This is a genomic window from Acrocarpospora corrugata (assembly GCF_009687845.1).
In the GTDB taxonomy this organism is placed as follows: domain Bacteria; phylum Actinomycetota; class Actinomycetes; order Streptosporangiales; family Streptosporangiaceae; genus Acrocarpospora; species Acrocarpospora corrugata.
Genome location: NZ_BLAD01000050.1, coordinates 26,811 through 43,524, shown reverse-complemented (window position 1 = coordinate 43,524; position 16,714 = coordinate 26,811). Strand labels below are relative to the sequence as shown.

Here is a 16,714-nt window from a genome sequence, read left to right as displayed (position 1 = left end):
GATCAGACCCGCTCGGGCAGCTTCTCGAACTCGGCGGGCGGGACGTACTGCTCGCGCCGTCGCGGCCGCAGCATCTCGCGCAGGCCGACGGCGACGATGGCCAGCAGCACCCCGATGCCCGCGCCCATGGCGGCGGCGCGCAGCATGACCGGGCCCTTCGCGAGCGCCTCGGCCTCGGTGGTGAGCGGCACGATCGACGCCCGCGCCTGGGTCAGCCGGGAGTCCACCTCACGGAACTTGGCGGTGGTGTCGATCAGCGAGCGGTTCGCCTGGTCGGCCCGGTTCTGCAACATCATGAACGGCACGACCTGCGCGGAGATGGTCTTCTGCTCGGCCTCCCGCTCGCGCAGCGCCCGCGCGATCACGCCGCGCCTGCGGTTCCCCGACGGCGCGATCAGCTCGGTCTTCAGCCGGGTGATCTCGCCGAGCAGCACCCGGTACCGGTCGGGCACCAGGCCGTTGGCGGCCATCGCGTCCGAGACCGCCTTGGCCCGCTCGTCGGCGGCGGCCTGGGCGCCCTCGACGTTGCTGCGGGCCCGCTCGATGTTGGGGCCGAGCAGCTCGTTGGCGGCGGTGACGGCCGCCGCGGTGGTCACCTTGGGGGCGGTCGCCGCGTCGTCGCCGGTGAACACGACCTGGACCACGTTGCCGCGCTCCTTGTCCTCGGACGGGCGTTCCGTGCTGAGCCCGGCCCGGATGACGGCCGCGTCCACGCCGGTGTCCCTGGCGACCGCGTTGACCACCGCGGGCGAGTTGATCAGGCTGCGGAAGCTGGCCACGCTCTGCTCGGCGGTGGCCGCGCTGGCCGCGTCGGAGGGCGCCGGGATCTGCAGTTCTGTGATGTGCCGGTAGCCGGTCGGCTGGAGCGCCGCCCAGCCGAGCCCGCCGCCCGCCGCGATCAGCGGCACCAGGATGAGCGGCGCGAGGATCCCGCGGTGCCGCCGGCCGTACTCGTTGAGTTCCATTGAGGTTCCTTGAAGAGAGGGTGGGATGTGCAGCAGGGTCCGGAACTGGGCGATCCACAGGATCAGCCCGACGAGGTGGGCGAGCCCCAGGCCCAGGACGGCTCCCGCCGCCCCCGCCAGGTGGGCTCCCGCCACGCTCGAAGCGATGTAGAGCGGCACCAGCAGCAGCCGCACCGCGGCGCTGCGCCGGGCGTCGCCGAGCGCGCGCAGGCCGACCACCGGCCCGGTGATGGCGGCGATGCCGGTGTAGAGCAGCGCCTGCGCGAGCAGCACCTCTTCGGCCAGCGTCCAGCTCTGCCCGACCAGCGCCCGGCCCCAGTCGTCAGGGACCAGCAGGATGACCGCCGAATAGGCGAGTGAGAGCAGCACCAGCAGCCCCGACTGGGCGAGCACCGCCGCCCGCAGCGCCGCCGCCGATTTCCGGTACGCGCCGACCGCCTGCGGGATCGCGACCAGATAACCGGCCTGCAGCACCACGTTCAGCCCGCCGAAGAGCACCTCGGCCGCCCGGATCGCGGCCAGCGCGGGCAGCCCGCCCACCCAGCCGACCGCCAGCAGAGTCAGGTTCCGCCCACCCGCGCGGGCCGCGAAGTCGACCACGTAACTGGGCAGCAGATCCCGGTGCTCCCGCACCCACCGCCCGGCCTGCCACGGCGACGGCGCCAGCCCGGCCTGTACAGCTCCCGCCACGCACGCCACCACCGCCGACAACCCCCAGGCGGCCACGAACCCCCCGACAGACCCCCCGCCGGACAGCAGCACCCACCCCACGCAGACCACCTGCGCGACCGCCCACACCAGGTCGTTGACGATCGCCTGCCCCGGCCGCTCCGCCGCCAGGAAGACGAACCGCCAGGCGTCCTTCAGCAGCAGCGCGGGCAGGAACACCCCGAGCGGCGCCACCGCCTCCGCGATCGCCCCGCCGACGGCGAACGCCACCACCACCAGGCCCGCGCCCCCCAGCACCCCGATGATGATCGCCAGCCCGGTGGACCGCCGCGCGCCCTCCCGGTGCGACCCCACCGGCACATGGCTGTACCGGACCAGCAGCGGCTCACTGGCCACCGCCCTGGACAGCCCCACCGCGACCAGATAGAGCGTGTACGCCACCGCGAACGCCCCCAGCGTCCACGGATCCACCTCGCGGGCCACCACGACGGTGAGCGCGACGTTGGTGGCGCTCGCGACCGCCTGGTCGGCGAACCCCGCCAGCGACTTCAGCCCGTTCCTCGCCATCTCGACACGTCTCAGTACGTCGAGGGGATCAGCCGGGCCAGCGCCTCGAACCAGAGCAGTCCTGCGGCCAGCAGCGGCGGGGTCGTGATCAGGTAGGTGGCGGTGCGCCGCCACCGGCGGTAGAGCTGGATCGTGCCCGCGAGCAGTGCGAACAGCGCCAGCCCCCAGCCGATGGCGGGCCACCAGGCGGTGCCGTCCCGTCCCAGCCCGAGTTCGTCGGACTTGGGCTGGGAGGGGTCCGCCGTCTTGAGCGAGGCGGGCTGGCCGTCCAGCCGGGAGACCACGGCCAGCCGGCCGCCCTGCCCGCCGTCCGCCGCGGTGGTGAGCAGCGTCAGCCGGTTGACGAAGGTCTCCTGGCCGAGGAAGTCGTCCTTGCCGGTCCCGGCCTCCTCGACCAGTTCGACGGTGAAGGTGAACCGGCCTTCCTGGGTGGTCGCCACGATCTTGTCGCCGGGGGTCATCTCGGCGAGCCGGCTGAACGGGCTGCCGTAGAGGTTGCGATGCCCGGCCAGTACGGCGTTGCCCGACTGGCCCGGCATCGGGGCCGGCCGGTAGTGCCCCACCGCCTTCTGCAGTTCGGCGGTGCCGGTGCCCTGCACGACCACCTCACGCAGGCCGAGCTTCTCGATCTCCAGCAGGGCGATGGGCTTGCCGCGCGGCGGGAGCGCCGAGAGGTCCTTGTCGGTGGCCTGGGGGGCGGCGGCGATCGTGGCGGCGGCGGTGAAGTCCTCGTTGAGCTGGTCGAGCATGATGCGCTGGTTGCGTTCGTACATCAGGTGGCCGAACCAGGACGCGTACACGGAGAACGCGATCAGCAGCACGCCCATGATGGTGATCGCGCTGATCGCGGCCCGGCCCATGCGTTTGACCTCGTCGGGGAGGCCGCCGAGGGTTTCGGAGAGGCCGCGCCGCCGCCTGACGGGCGGGGCCGGCATGGGCATCGCCATCGGATGAGGCATCTGATGGGTCATCGTCGGGGCCGTCATCGGGTGTTGCATGAACGGTTGCGTGGCCGTCGGCGCGAACTGACCGGGCGGGGCCAGCGGCGTGGGGCCCATGGCCCCGGGCGGGGTCCAGGGCGCCGGGCCCATCGCGCCGGGTTGGACCCAGGGCGCGGTGCCCATGACCGGATATTGCGGTGGATACGCGGGCGGATAGGGATATGGCGCGGCACCCGGGTATGCGCCCAGGCGGATCAGCGCGCTGTCGTAGCGGATGCGCAGGCCGGTGGCGTGCGCGCGGAGCGCCTCGTCGTCCCGGGGGGCGGCGAGTTCCAGCTGGCCCAGCAGGACCGACGCGGAACCGGCGATGACCAGCGCGTTGGCGTGCTCATGCGGAGCCCGGCCGCTGGCCGCCAGCGCGACGCTGGCCTCCAGGCGTTCGATCGTGCGGGCCGCAGTCTCGACCGCGACCAGCAGCGCGGGGTCGTTCGTGGTCATGCCGGCGTGCCCGTCCCGCCCGGCTGCGGCCGGGGCTGAGCCAGCGGCTTGGGCTTGAGCTCGCGGCGAGCCTGGAGCACCTGCCAGTACTGGTAGCCGCGCCACGATCCGCCGACCATGACCCCGAGCAGGCCGAGCACCAGCAGCACGCTCAGCGGCACGACGGACGCGCCCGCCGGGATCCGGCCGCCGCGCACCGCGTTCGCGTCCTCGCTGAGGTTGACCGGCTCCGAGGACGGCGTCACCGTGGGCAGCACCGCGGCGGGGTCGCTGGGAGCGGGATCCACGGGAACGTCGCCGGGATCTTGGGCGACCGGCTCCTGACCGCCGGTGTCGCCGTCGCTGCCACCACCAGCATCGTCCCCGCCACTGCTGCCGCCGTCATCGCTGCCGCCGCGGTTGGACGCGGCGTCGTCCCGCGCGCCCAGATCGGGGGAGGCTGGCGGGGTCGGCTTGGGCGTCGGGCTCGGCGTCACGGTGACGCGCACGGTCACCGGCGGCTGCCCGTCGAGGATGTCGGCGTCGTCCGCGGGCGGCTGCCGCTCACCGGTCTCGATGTAGTTGCGGGGCCCGGTGTCCTCCGGGTCCCCGTCGCTGTTGCTGTTGTCGTCGCCGTTGTCGGCCGGGGGCGTCGGGCTGCCCGAGGAGGTCGGCGTCGGCGACGGCGAAGGGGTCACGTCGGTGGCCGATTCCAGCTCCCCGGCGATGGCGATCGTCTGCGCCTTGAGCGCTTCCGGCAGCTTGGTCCCGCCGAGTTCGGCCACCCTCGCCTGGGCCACGTCCCCGACCACGTACCGGAGGAACCCGGCGATGGCCCGGCGCTTGCCCTCGGGCAGCACGTTGCCGCCGTCGCTCCCGTTCGCGGGGACCGCCAGGTAGTGCACCATCGGCATCGGGTACGCGCCCACCGCGGCCGGCGCGTCGAACTTGGGCGCCCGCGTGCCGTCCGGCCGTTCCGTCATCAGCCCGAAGCCGGCCAGGATCGAGGTCGTGTTCGGCGCCACGTACGCGCTGGCCGCGTTGCGCAGCGGGGACACGCCGAGCGGGAAGCCGCGTTCGGCCAGCGCGCCCACCTCGGTGATGTCCAGGTAGCCGAGGCCGCCGGTCTCGCCGCGGACCCGGGCGGCGTTGGGGTCGTCGTCCTTGACCGTGCCGTACCGGCTGGCGACGCGCTCGCCGGCTTCCCAGCCGAAGATGTAGCCGCTGTATCCGGGGTAGAGCGGGACCAGGCGGGTGCTGCCGGGCGGGGTTTCGAAGAGCTTGCCGTACTGGTCGCTGGTGAGGTTGGCGGACAGCCACTGGGAGAGCAGCTGGCTCTGGCCGGAGGCGCCGAGCCGGACGCCCCGGTTGACGGTCTTCTTGGGCGGGAGTTCGCAGCCGCGGTTGTGGGTGGAGAGCAGGGTCGGGCGGGTGGGGCCGCCGAGCCAGCCCCAGCCGGGGACGTGCGTGGTGGTCTCGCCGGAGTCGCCGTTGAACATGCGGGCGACCGTGTCGGCGTCCAGGCGGGCGTCCCGCACGATCGTCCCGGCGTACTCGGCGCTGTTGGCGATGGCGAGCGCGGTGAGGGAGATCGGCGCGTACGCCACCCGGCCGGAGACCGCGTCGCTGTCCGGGGTGTCGAGCGCGTCGAACGGGACGCTGGTGACGGTGAAGTCGGCGCCGCGGGCGAAGGAGCTGTCGAAGCCGGCCTTGAGGCTGGCCGCGCCGAGTTCCGAGGTGGAGCGGGTGACCGAGATGTCCACGTGCTGGGGGAGTTGGAGGGCGCCCTCGGTCCAGGCTTCTATGACCGCGGCGATGTTGCTGCTCCCGGAGAGGCTCACCGGGTCGCCGAGGCGGGGGGTGGTGGGCGGGTCGGGGAGGGGCGGGATCTCCGGTTCCGGCACCGGTGGGGGTTCCAGCGGCGGGATGTGGGTGTTGATCGGTGCGCCGGCGGCGTCGTTCTTGAAGCGGAGGAGGCCGCTGACGGCGGCGACAGCCGTACCGGCCGGGTCGCCTGGCGCGGTGGCGCGGGTGCGGGCGATCGGCGGGGCGGGGTCGGGCACCAGGTCGAGCGGCTGGCTCCACTCGCATTCGCTGACCACGATCGTGCAGGTCAGCTCCTGCGGCCTGGTCTTGTTCTGGCCGTTGCACGGGAACGGGAGATTGGCCGCCCGGCCGCCGTTCTCCCACTCGGAGATCACGCTGGCGTCCAGGATGCCGACCCGGATCGGGAACGCGGCAGAGCCGGTCCCGTCGGGCCCGGTCAGGCCGCGGACGCGGGTCTGGTGGGCGCAGCCCTTGCGGTCGTCCCAGATCGGGAGCTGGCCGGTGATGCTGAAGTACATCCGGGACGGGTTGATGCACTGGGTGAGCGAGACCGGGGTGTTCGGCGCGAAGTTGCGCCACCGGACCGTCACCGTCTGGTCGGGGTCCAGATCCACGACGCCGGGGCCGTCGGCGCGGGCGCCGCCCGTCGGAGCGGTCCACACCTCCACCGTCGGAACCTCGGCGGCCACGGCGGCGCTGGTCGGCGTCGGCGGCGGAAGGGTCAGTACGGCCGCGGCGACCGCGATCGCCCCCAGAGCGGCGATGGTTCTGCGCGGCGCTCGCAACACGGTGCTCTCCCACTGAGAAATGGCACTAATCCCCCAAAAGGAAAGCGTTCGGGCTGCCCCCCGGCAATGGCAAAGCCCACCCGACATGAGTGTTCACTGGCCTGTCGCATCGTGGACATTGGCCGCCCGGCGAAATTCACCTGACCTCGGAATTCGCCGCGACTGGCAATTCCCGCGCCGGTTCTAGTTCACCCGGGATTGGCGTGCAGGACAGCTCCGCATGGCGACACTTCGCACTGTCATATGCCCGCGAAGGGGAGCACGGTGGAAGCGAACGACTCCGAGGAACCGACCGGCCTCGCCGTCCTCGGGTTCGGGGAACCTGCGGATGAGGCGGGCCCGCGCCGCATCGAGGCCAGGCTGAGCGGCAGCGACCGCTTCTACCGGGCACTGGCCAGCACGGGCGCCGGGATCACCCTGCTGATCATCGTGCTGATCGGCGTCTTCCTGCTGCTGGAGGCGCTGCCCGCGTTCCGGGCCGCCGGTTTCGGCTTCCTTACCACCCAGCGCTGGGACCCCGACTCGGCGCCGCCCGAGTTCGGCGTGGCCGCCATGATGTTCGGCACCGCCGTCACCGCCGTGGTGGCCATGCTGGCCACCGTGCCGCTGGCCCTGGCCACGGCGCTGTTCATCAACGAGTACGCCCCCCGCGTCCTGCGCGCCACGCTCACCTCGCTGGTCGACCTGATGGCCGCCATCCCCAGCCTGGTCTTCGCGCTCTGGGGACTGTTCTTCCTGGTCCCGTGGCTCCAGCCGATCGAGGGCTGGCTGGTGGCGCAGCTGGGCGGCACGCTGCCGTTCATGCGGGCCATCGCCACCGGTTCCTCGCTCTTCAACGCGGGCCTGGTGATCGCGCTGATGGCGATCCCGATCACGACGTCGATCATCCGCGAGGTGCTCTCGCAGGCCCCCCGGCACGAGTGCGAGGGCGCGCTGGCGCTCGGCGGCACCCGGTGGGGGATGATCACCACGGTCATCCTGCCGTTCGGGAAGACCGGCATCATCGGCGGGTCGATGCTCGGGCTCGGCCGGGCGCTCGGCGAGACCATCGCGGCCACCCTGATCCTCAACATCCGGTTCGAGATCAAGCCGCAGATCCTGGAGACCGGCGGCATCACCGTGGCCAGCGGGATCGCGGTCGAGTTCTTCGACGCACAGGAGCTGGGCCTGAGCGCGCTGATGGCGGCCGGGCTCTCGCTCTTCCTGGTGACCATCGTGATCAACCTGGTGGCCGCGGTGGTCGTCGAGCGCGCGAAGGCGGCGGGCTGACATGGCCGCCACCCGGGCCCTCGGCCCAGCACCCAGCAAAACTCCGGATAAACCCACAGACGCGGCAGGGCAGGCGCCGCGACGGCGGCCCCGGGCCTGGCGGTGGGCCGACATCGCCGAGTTCGCCGGCTCCGCCGCCTCGGCCCTGCTGCTGACCTGGCTGATCTTCGACAGGTTCCTGCCGTTCCGGATCCAGGGCGTGGCGTTCTTCGTCGCCTGGTACGCGCTGACCCTGCCCATCTACTGGCTGGTCGTCAGGGATGGCCACGGCCCGGTCGCCGCCCGGGACCGGCTGGCCTCCGTCCTGGTCACCACCGGCGCGGCGGTGGCCCTCTCACCGATCTTCCTGGTGGTCGGGTACGTCACCTACCGGGGCTGGTCAGTGATCGACTTCGGCTTCCTGGCCGAGACCATGGAACTCACCGGACCGCTCTCCGGAGCCGACGACGGCGGGCTGCTGCACTCCCTCATCGGCACCCTGGAGCAGCTCGGCATCGCCACCCTGATCGCGGTCCCGCTCGGCGTGCTGACCGCCGTCTACCTGAGCGAGATCTCCGGTCCGCTGGCGCGGCCGACCCGGCTGGTGGCCGACGCGATGACCGCGCTGCCGTCGATCGTGGCCGGGCTGTTCGTGTACTCGATCGTGGTCATCCGCACCGGATGGGGGTTCTCCGGGTTCGCCGGCAGCCTGGCGCTGACCATTCTGATGCTGCCCACGGTGACCATCGCGGCCGAGCAGGTGCTCCGGGTGGTGCCCGGCAGCCTGCGCGAGGCGGCGCTGGCGCTCGGCTCGCCGTACTGGCGGAGTGTGCTGCTGGTGGTGCTGCCGACCGCGCGGGCCGGGCTGGCGACCGCGGTGATCCTGGGCATGGCCCGGGTGGTCGGGGAGACCGCGCCGGTGCTGCTCACGGTGGGCGGGACCAACATCCTCAACGTCAATCCGTTCTCCGACTACCAGGACAACATTCCGCTGTTCGTGTTCAACCAGATCAGAAGCTCCAAGGAGTCTTTCGTGGATCGTGCCTGGGGTGGCGCGCTACTGCTGCTCGCCCTCGTCCTGGTGCTCTTCGTACTGGCCCGCCTGGCGGGCGGCGCGGGACCCGGCCGCCGGAGCCGCCGCAAGAAGGGGGCGGCCAAGTGACCACCCAGGAGAGCGAGGCCCCCGTCACCGGGCAGCCGGTCGGCGGCACGTTGCGCGGGGTCGGAGTGTCCGCGTGGTTCGGTGCGCGCAAGGTGCTGGAAGGCGTCGACATCGACATGCGCGCCGGGGTGGTGACGGCGCTGATCGGCCCGTCCGGCTGCGGCAAGTCCACCTTCCTGCGGATCCTCAACCGGATGCACGAGCTCGTCCCGATCGCCACGCTGGGTGGGAGCGTGCTCCTGGACGGCGACGACATCTACGGCACGGCGCTGCCCATCACCGAAGTGCGGCGGCGGATCGGGATGGTCTTCCAGAAGCCCAACCCGTTCCCCGCCATGACCATCGGCGACAACGTCATGGCCGGGCTGCGGCTCACCGGCCGCAAGACCGCGAACCGGGAGCAGCTCATCGAGGAGAGCCTCCGCCGCGCCGGCCTCTGGAACGAGGTGCGCAACCGGCTCGGCGCGCCCGCCGGCGGGCTCTCCGGCGGCCAGCAGCAGCGGCTCTGCATCGCGCGGTCGCTGGCCGTCCGGCCCGACGTGCTGCTCATGGACGAGCCGTGCTCGGCGCTGGACCCGACCTCCACCCGCCGGATCGAGGAGACCATCCTCGAACTCAAGGACCAGCTGACGATCGTGATCGTCACCCACAACATGCAGCAGGCGCAGCGGGTCTCCGAACACTGCGCGTTCTTCCTGGCGGCCGAGGACGAGCCCGGCCGGGTCGTCGAACAGGGCGAGACCGAGCACATCTTCGGCTCCCCTGAAGACCCGCGCACCGCCGACTACGTCAACGGGAGGTTCGGATGAACCGGGTGCTGGTTTCGCTGCTGATGGTGCTGGTCGTGGTGGGGATCGGGCCGGCGCCCGCGCGGGCCGCGGACCTGCCGACCGTGAACGGGGCCGGGTCTACCTTCGCGTATCTGGCGATCCAGCAGTGGATCGTGGACGTGCGCCGGCAGGGGCTGTCGATCAACTACCAGCAGGTGGGGTCCACCGCCGGCCGGGACCGGTTCGCGAAGCGGGAGAACGCCGACTTCGCCTCCAGCGACGTGTCCTACCGGTTCCCGGAGGGGCTCGGGACCGAGGCGGTGCCGGCCTTCCCGTACACGTACATGCCGCTGGTGGGCGGTGGCACGGCCGTCATGTACAGCATCAAGGACAACGCCGGGCAGCCCATCACCGGGTTGAAGCTGTCCGGGCCGCTGCTGGTGAAGATCTTCACCAGCGCGTACTACACCCAGTACCGCGGCGAGGCCGAGATGTTCTGGGACGACCCCGAGATCAAGGCGGAGAATCCCGAGATCCAGGCCCGGCTGCCGCACCAGCCGATCTACCCGGTGGTCCGCAAGGGCGGTTCCGGGACGACGTCGGTGTTCACCGAGTACCTCAGCAAGCAGGCGGGGGACCGCTGGCGCGGCTACATGGAGGGCGGCTGCACCCGGGCCGAGGGCTGCCCCGGCCTGCCGCCCGCCTCGCCGTCGGAGGACTGCAAGGGCAACAACTGCGGCGCGACCGACGAGTGGCCGGAGAACCGGGGGTCGGGCGTGGAGTACAAGAGCGGCTCCGACACCGTCGCCATCACCGTCCAGCAGGGCCAGGCCGGCAAGGGCGCCATCGGGTACGCCGAGTACGCCTACGCGATCCAGGTCGGCCTGCCGGTGGTCAAGCTCAAGAACGCCTCCGGCAACTACGCCGAGCCGACCGCCTGCAGCCAGGCCATCGCGCTGACGGCCGCCCGCCGCAAGGGCGACGGCACCTACGACCTGACCGACGTGTACGCGCATCCGCACGCCAACGCGTACCCGATCTCCAGCTACAACTACATCATCGTGCCGACCGACGGATACGACGCCGCCAAGGGCGAAGTGATCAGCAAGTTCACCCTGCACGCGATCACCGAGGGCCAGAAGAACGTCGACCAGATCGGCTACTCGCAGCTCCCGACCGAGCTCATCAACCAGGGCCTGAGCGCGCTCGCGTCGGTGCCCGGCCATCCGACCCTGCCCACCGCCGGCGACCAGTGGGGCCAGTACTACAAGAGCCTCGCGCTGCCGAACGGCCAGAAATGCGGCGAGGAAGGCGAGCAGGCGGTCGAAGAGAATCCGCCGAGCAATAACAACAACGAGAACAACAACAATACTAATAACAATCAAGAGCAGAACAACAATAACAATTCCGGCAGCCCGAGCCCGAGTCCCAACGGCAGTTCCACTCCGACCGCCAGCCCGTCGCCCGGGGCGAGCAATCCCGCCGGTGGATCGAGCAACAACCCCACCCAGCCGGGCGGCAAATCCTCTCCGACCGCCGGCTCCGGCAAGTCGGGCTCGGGCGGCTCCAGTGGCTCCGGTGGCGGGAACTCGACGTCCGGGAACGACGACGACGGCGGCACTGATGACGGCGGCGGCGAGACCGGCGGCCCCGGTACGGCGACCGGCCAGGACCCATCCACGGTCACGGACAACGGCGACGGAACCACCGGCGTCCTCGCCACCGACGGGCAGGTCCTCCCCCTGACCACCGGCTCCGGCGGCGGCAACACCAGCATCGACCCGCAACTCGCCGGGGGCGCCGCGACCGAGGTCAAGAAGGTCGCGGAGGCCGCCGGCCGGCCCTGGACGCTGCTCGCGCTGGTCCTCGCGCTGATCGTGGTGGTCTTCGGCCCGGCTCTGGCCGGGACGATCGCCCGCCTGCGCCGCTCCCGCCAGCACTAAAGACAGGCATCGAAGCATGAGAATCCGACGGCTGGCCGTCGCAGTCCTGCTGGGCGGCTCGGCCATCGTGCTGCCGCCGTTCGCCGGGAGCGCGCTCGCCGCGCCCGCGGCGCAGATCACCGCCCCGGCGGAGGGTTCGCTGCACTCGCGCGCCCCCGTCACCGTCAGCGGCACCGCGACCGGGGCGGTCTCCGTCCGGGTCGGCATCCAGGACCGCGTGGGCAAACTCTGGTGGCGGCCGGATACCTGGGGCGAGTACAGCGCGCGGAGCGTGCCGGTCGGCCCCGGCGGCGCGTGGAGCTACACCTGGCCGGGCGGGGAGCCGGGCGACTACCTGGTCCAGGTCGTGGCGACCGCCGCCGACGGCTCCACCGACCCGGCGCTGCCGTTCCGCCGCTTCACCGTCACCGAACTGCCCGCCACCGTCGAAGCCCAGCCGAACGCGGCCATCGCCGAACCCGCCAAGGACGTGATCGTTCCCCGCGGCCGGGAGTTGGTCCTGCGCGGCCTGGCCACCGACGACCAGGCGATAACCGACATCCGGGTGGCCGTCCGGAACGTGGGCACCCAGCGGTGGTGGCACCCCAACGGCACCTGGGACACCACCTACGAGGCACTCCAGGCCACACCCTTTACCGGCACCGGCACGTTCGCGTGGACGTTCAGGTGGACCCCGCCCGAGGACGGCCAGTACACCTTCGCCGTCAAGGTGCGGGACGCCGCCGGCGGAACCCGCGACCTCAGCCGCACCTTCTTCGCCGACGCCGACGCGCCCGCCACGACCGTCACCACCACCCGCAGGGCCTTCCCGGGCGGCGGGCCGGTCAAATGGGAGGGCGTCGCCGACGACGCGCGCGGCGTCGCCGCCGTGGCGGCGGCCGTGCTCGACCGCGGCACCGGCAAATGGCTGCGAACCGACGGCAACTGGGGCGCCTACCAGCGGCGCCTGGTCACGCTGACCGGCCCGCGCGACGACGGCCGGGCGTCGGTGGCCAACGGGCAGCAGCTCTTCACCCGCACCGGCTGGTCCTTCGCGTGGACGCCTCCCGGGCCCGGCAGCTACCAGGCCGAGTTCACCGCCGTCGACGCGGCCGGCCTGGAGGACCCGGCCTACCCCCGGGTGCCGTTCACCGTCGGCGGACCCGACTCGGCCGCGTTCGCCCCGGAGGTCGCGATCACCGCGCCGGTCCTCGGCAAGGGGTACCCGGCCGGCCCGATCACCCTCACCGGCACGGCCACCGACGACACCGCGGTGAGCGACGTGCGCCTCTCCGTCGTCAGCCGGGACACCGGCCAGTACTGGCAGCCGTCCGGCGCCTGGGGCCCGGCCTTCGCCTTCTTCCGGCCGGTACGGCAGGGCGCGGCCTGGTCGGCCACCTGGACCCCGCCGGCGTACGGCAACTTCATCCTGCGCGCCGAAGCCGTGGACGACCGGGGCCTCACCGCCACGGCCGCCGTCCCGTTCAGCCGGGGGAGCGCGGGCCCCGGCTACGTCACGCTGCTCGCCAGCCGATCCCAGCTCGGCGCGGTCGACCAGAACTGCCAGCCCAGGCGCGGCTCCGTGCCGCTCTTCGGCGACCTCGCCGACGACCTGCGGACCAGGGGCATCCCGGTGACCGGCTCGGTCGTGGTGCGCTACGCCGACGAGAACTTCTGCGACCCCACCCTGGCCGACTACGCCGGCTGGCCGGACACCGAACGGCTCCGCGACGAGTACGGCTGGAGCTTCGTCAGCCACAGCGCCGGCTACCTCAACCTGACCCCGCCGGCCGGGCAGCCGCAACCCTCCCCGCAGACCCTGCGCGCCGAGACGTGCGGCTCCCTGGACGCCTTCGCCGCGCACGGCCACACCCGCGCCTGGGGCCTGTTCCTCTACCCCGGCTACGCGGGCAGCCCGCCCACCACGGCGGTCCAGCTCGACCCCGTGTCCACCTGCTTCGCCTACGCCCGCCAGTACGGCTACGGCGTCAACCTGCGCGAGCAGACCGTCTCGCCGTACTTCGTGAGTGTGCAGGGCCTGGCCGGGAACTGGTGCAACGACCCCGCCCTCACCTGCTACCACTGGGTGCCGGTGCTGGGCGCGCGCACCGACGGCGCCCGCTACACCCCGCCCGACCAGGTGGCCGCGATGCTGTCGGGGGTGCCGGGGCAGTGGCGCATCCTCCAGATCTACAAGTTCCTCCGGGGCAAACGCCTGGGCGGCACCGGCACCCAGTGGGACTGCACCGGAGCGGACTGGCGCGCCCACTGGGCCAGCGACGGGGAGTCCTACTGCGCCGGCGACTTCGCGGTCGCGCTCAACCAGGCGCGCGGCGCCACGTACGCCGATCCGGTGACCGTGGCGACCGCGTGGGGCCGTGGGGTTAGCGCTCGCACACCACACTGAAGGTCAGCGTGGCCAGGTCCGTCCGATCCCGGTACGGCCTGGCCAGGCCTGGCCGTACCCGCGCCAGGTAGGAGTCCGTCGCGACGCGGTCCTGCACTATGCGGGCCCGCCAGCCGGTTCGCTCGGCCGCCGCCAGGTAGTCGCCGGCCCGCAGCCGGTTGGGCACGCCGGGGAAGCTCATCCGCCGGTAGGTCCAGTCCGAGTAGCGGAGCAGGTTGAGCGGGTCGCGGGGGCGGATGCCGCGCATGTGCACCATGCCGTCCACGTGATGGGTCATGGTCGCCCCCGGCGCGGCCAGCTCGGCCAGCCGCGCGAACGTGGCGGTGACGTCGTCGAAGTGCTCCAGCGCGGCGCTGCTGACCACCACGTCGTACGGTCCGGCCAGGTCGGGCAGCCCAGGGAAGTCGGTCACGTGATAGCCGATCCGGTCCAGGTCCACCGGCGCGCCCAGGCGTTCGGCCAGCGCGTCGTAGTATCGCGGGCTGGCGTCCCCGGCGAGCGGGAAGCGGTCCGCCGCCGTGTACGAAGCCGCGCCGCGCGAGAGGATCACCGCGCCGGTCCCCAGATCGGGCCCGGGACCGAGTTCGAGCACGCGCAGCCCCTGCCAGTCGGCGACCCCGTCCGCCTCCCACCGGTCGACCACCGCGACCACGTAGTCCACGCTCCGCTCGACCTCTTCGGTCGGGTACGGTCGCGGCGAGCGGTAGCCGCGGCTCCGGTGTCGTACCGCGTTGGCCAGGCCGAGGCCTAGGCCGAGGGTCCACCAGACGGGATTGGGATGGCGTTCGGCGGTGAGGCTCAGCCGTCCGGGGCCGATGATCGGCGTGCTCGCGTTCATGATGGATTCCTAGCGAGGCCCCGCCAACGGCGGCGATCCCGCCGGGGAACAGCGAGAAAACAGCGGTATCCGGGCCTGGCGCGGAGTTCTTCATCGGCGCATGTGTGGTTGTTGTCGCGGCGTTCGCCCCGGGTTCTTCCTGCTTCGCCATGCTCAGCCGCCCTGTGAGATTCGCCGACGAGGTGGAGTGCCCGCTGTGAGAAGGCTGCCGATCGCCGGGGCCGTCGTGGTCGCCGTCGCGCTGACGGTGGTTCTCTCCACCCACGCGAACCTGACCACCGCCGAACTGCGGGCCGACCCCGAGGTCGACATCGTGGTCGCCCCGACCGAGGAGGCGCCGAGCGCGGCCCCCACCCGCGACCCGTCGGCCGCGCAGCCCCCTCCCGACGCTTCGGCCCCGGGGCAGGTCTATGTCCGTCCGGCCGCGTTCGCCAAGGTCACCGGCTCGCCGGCCGACGTGGCGATCTGGCGGCACCCGACCGACCGGCGCAAGAGCGTGGTCCTGGGCGCGGCCCTGGACGGCGGGATCGCCGCCTACGACCTGGCCGGTCGCCGCTTCCTGACCCTGCGCGGCCCGGGAGCCCGGCCGACCGGCGTGGACGTGCTCTACCGGTTCCGGTTCGACCCGGCGTGGACCAACGACATCGCGGTCGTCACCGACGGCGCTACCGGGCGGTTGCGCGCCATGGCCTTCCGGCCGGTGGCCGCGGGTTTCGGGAATCCGCTGATCGAGGAGGTCACCGCGCCCGACGTGCCAGTGATCTTCGCGGACGGGATGCCGCGCGACATCGCCGTCTGGCAGGACGGCACCGGTGCCTACGCGGTCGTCGCCCAGGACGGCACCGCCCGGCTCGCCCTGGTCCGGCTGACGCCCGCGCCCGGCCGCAAGGTCGCCTACGAGGTCATCCGCACCCTCGACCTGCCCACCGACCTGGTCACCCACGACCTGACCCCGTGGACCCCCTGCGGCCCGGCCCCCGTCATCGGACTGGTGGCTGACGCGTCCGCCCTCTACGTCGCACAGCGCGGCGTCGGCATCTGGCGCCTGACCCCCGACCTCACCGGCGAACCCACCTTCGTCGACGTCGTCTCCCAGTTCGGCGCCACCCCCGCCGCCGACGGAACCTGCGGCCCGGGCGAAGGCAGCGACCGCCTGCCCGACGTCGGCGCACTGGCCCTCTACCCCGGCCACCTCCTCGCCGCCACCCCCGGAAACGGCCGCTTCGCGGTCTACACCCGCCAGCCCGTCCAGTACGTCGGCAAGTTCCGCCTGGTCGGCGTCCCCGCGACCGGCGGCCTGGCCGTCACCAACCTGGCCCTGGGCGCCCCCTACGGCGGCGGCCTGCTGGTCGCGGGCGGCGGCGGGAACACGTTCGCACTGGTGCGATGGGACGGCCTGGCCCGCCGGTTGGGCCTACCGGTCGACACCCGAGGCTGACCAGGGGTGGACGACGACCATCACGCCCATGATCAACTCCCGCGCAGGTAGGCGACGACCATCTCGCCCACCATCCGGCGCTGCTTGGCCCGATGCTCCGGTGCGGTCATCTCGCGGCCGAACAGCGCGCCGAACGTGTGCTGGTTCGCCACCCGGAACACGCAGAACGCGCTGATCATCATGTGGATGTCGATCGCGTCGGCCTCGGTGACGAACTCCCCGCTGGTACGGCCCGCTTCCAGGATCCGGGTGATGATGTCCAGCACCGGTGTGCCGAGATTGGCCAGCACCTCGGACTTGCGGATGTGCTCGCCCCGGTGGATGTTCTCGATCGCGACGAGCTTGATGAACTCGCGGTGCGCGTCATGGTGGTCGAAGGTCAGCTCGGCCAGGGTGCGGATCGCGGCGGCCGGGGCCAGGTGGGCGACGTCCACGGTCCGTTCGATCGTGCGGACCTCGGTGTAGGCCTTCTCCAGGACCGCGATGTAGAGCTGTTCCTTGCTGCTGAAGTAGTAGTAGATCATCCGCTTGGTGGTGCGGGTGAGATCGGCGATCTCGTCCACCCGGGCGCCGGCGTAACCGTCGCGGGCGAACACCCGCTGGGCGACCTCCAGGATCTCGGCGCGGGTCCGGTCGGCGTCACGTTGGCGTGTCGCGCTCGGGCGCGTACCGGACGGGGAGGTCATGCCGCCCAT

General features: G+C 72.3%; 11 protein-coding genes. 6 read left to right on the top strand and 5 right to left on the bottom strand.

The window, feature by feature from the left end; translation table 11 throughout:
* Positions 1–2: 2 nt before the first annotated feature.
* Genes Acor_RS17085 through Acor_RS17075 form a run of 3 tightly spaced genes read right to left on the bottom strand, consistent with a single transcriptional unit; the run spans position 3 to position 6,234 of the window.
* Positions 3–2,201: an MATE family efflux transporter gene (locus Acor_RS17085; RefSeq protein WP_155337656.1), complete on the bottom strand. Its 2,199-nt coding sequence runs from the start codon at positions 2,199–2,201 to the stop codon at positions 3–5.
* An 11-nt stretch (positions 2,202–2,212) separates the two neighbouring features.
* Positions 2,213–3,640, bottom strand: coding sequence for a sortase domain-containing protein (locus Acor_RS17080; protein WP_155337655.1), 1,428 nt, complete (start codon positions 3,638–3,640; stop codon positions 2,213–2,215).
* Complete coding sequence (locus tag Acor_RS17075) at positions 3,637–6,234, bottom strand: hypothetical protein (RefSeq protein ID WP_155337654.1); 2,598 nt, start codon at positions 6,232–6,234, stop codon at positions 3,637–3,639. Before Acor_RS17075 ends, Acor_RS17080 begins: the two co-directional genes overlap by 4 nt.
* A 264-nt stretch (positions 6,235–6,498) precedes the next feature.
* On the opposite strand from Acor_RS17075, the gene pstC reads away from it, so the two are divergent.
* The 5 genes from pstC to Acor_RS17050 are packed head-to-tail and all read left to right on the top strand — an operon-like array spanning position 6,499 to position 13,743.
* A complete protein-coding gene (gene pstC, locus Acor_RS17070; RefSeq protein ID WP_218034337.1) occupies positions 6,499–7,503 on the top strand; it encodes a phosphate ABC transporter permease subunit PstC in 1,005 nt (334 codons plus the stop codon).
* A gap of 1 nt (position 7,504) precedes the next feature.
* Complete coding sequence (pstA, locus tag Acor_RS17065) at positions 7,505–8,644, top strand: phosphate ABC transporter permease PstA (protein ID WP_155337652.1); 1,140 nt, start codon at positions 7,505–7,507, stop codon at positions 8,642–8,644.
* 50 nt (positions 8,645–8,694) lie between these two features.
* On the top strand, positions 8,695–9,453 hold the full coding sequence (locus Acor_RS17060; protein WP_281353234.1) for a phosphate ABC transporter ATP-binding protein: 759 nt from the start codon (positions 8,695–8,697) through the stop codon (positions 9,451–9,453).
* Positions 9,450–11,357: a phosphate ABC transporter substrate-binding protein PstS gene (locus Acor_RS17055; RefSeq protein WP_155337651.1), complete on the top strand. Its 1,908-nt coding sequence runs from the start codon at positions 9,450–9,452 to the stop codon at positions 11,355–11,357. The genes Acor_RS17060 and Acor_RS17055 overlap by 4 nt, the downstream gene beginning before the upstream one ends.
* A gap of 16 nt (positions 11,358–11,373) precedes the next feature.
* Positions 11,374–13,743 (top strand): Ig-like domain-containing protein, encoded by a 2,370-nt coding sequence (locus Acor_RS17050; RefSeq protein ID WP_155337650.1) that lies wholly within the window; start codon positions 11,374–11,376, stop codon positions 13,741–13,743.
* Here the strand turns inward: Acor_RS17050 and Acor_RS17045 are convergent.
* A complete protein-coding gene (locus Acor_RS17045; protein WP_155337649.1) occupies positions 13,721–14,581 on the bottom strand; it encodes a class I SAM-dependent methyltransferase in 861 nt (286 codons plus the stop codon). The two genes, Acor_RS17050 and Acor_RS17045, sit on opposite strands and share 23 nt — an antisense overlap.
* A 196-nt stretch (positions 14,582–14,777) precedes the next feature.
* Here Acor_RS17045 and Acor_RS17040 point away from each other — a divergent pair, with 196 nt between their 5' ends.
* Positions 14,778–16,019 (top strand): phytase, encoded by a 1,242-nt coding sequence (locus tag Acor_RS17040; protein WP_170316966.1) that lies wholly within the window; start codon positions 14,778–14,780, stop codon positions 16,017–16,019.
* 32 nt (positions 16,020–16,051) lie between these two features.
* Here Acor_RS17040 and Acor_RS17035 read toward each other — a convergent pair whose 3' ends face one another.
* Positions 16,052–16,705 carry a TetR/AcrR family transcriptional regulator gene (locus Acor_RS17035; RefSeq protein ID WP_155337647.1) on the bottom strand — a complete coding sequence of 218 codons (654 nt, stop codon included), beginning with the start codon at positions 16,703–16,705 and terminating at the stop codon, positions 16,052–16,054.
* Positions 16,706–16,714: the final 9 nt, after the last annotated feature.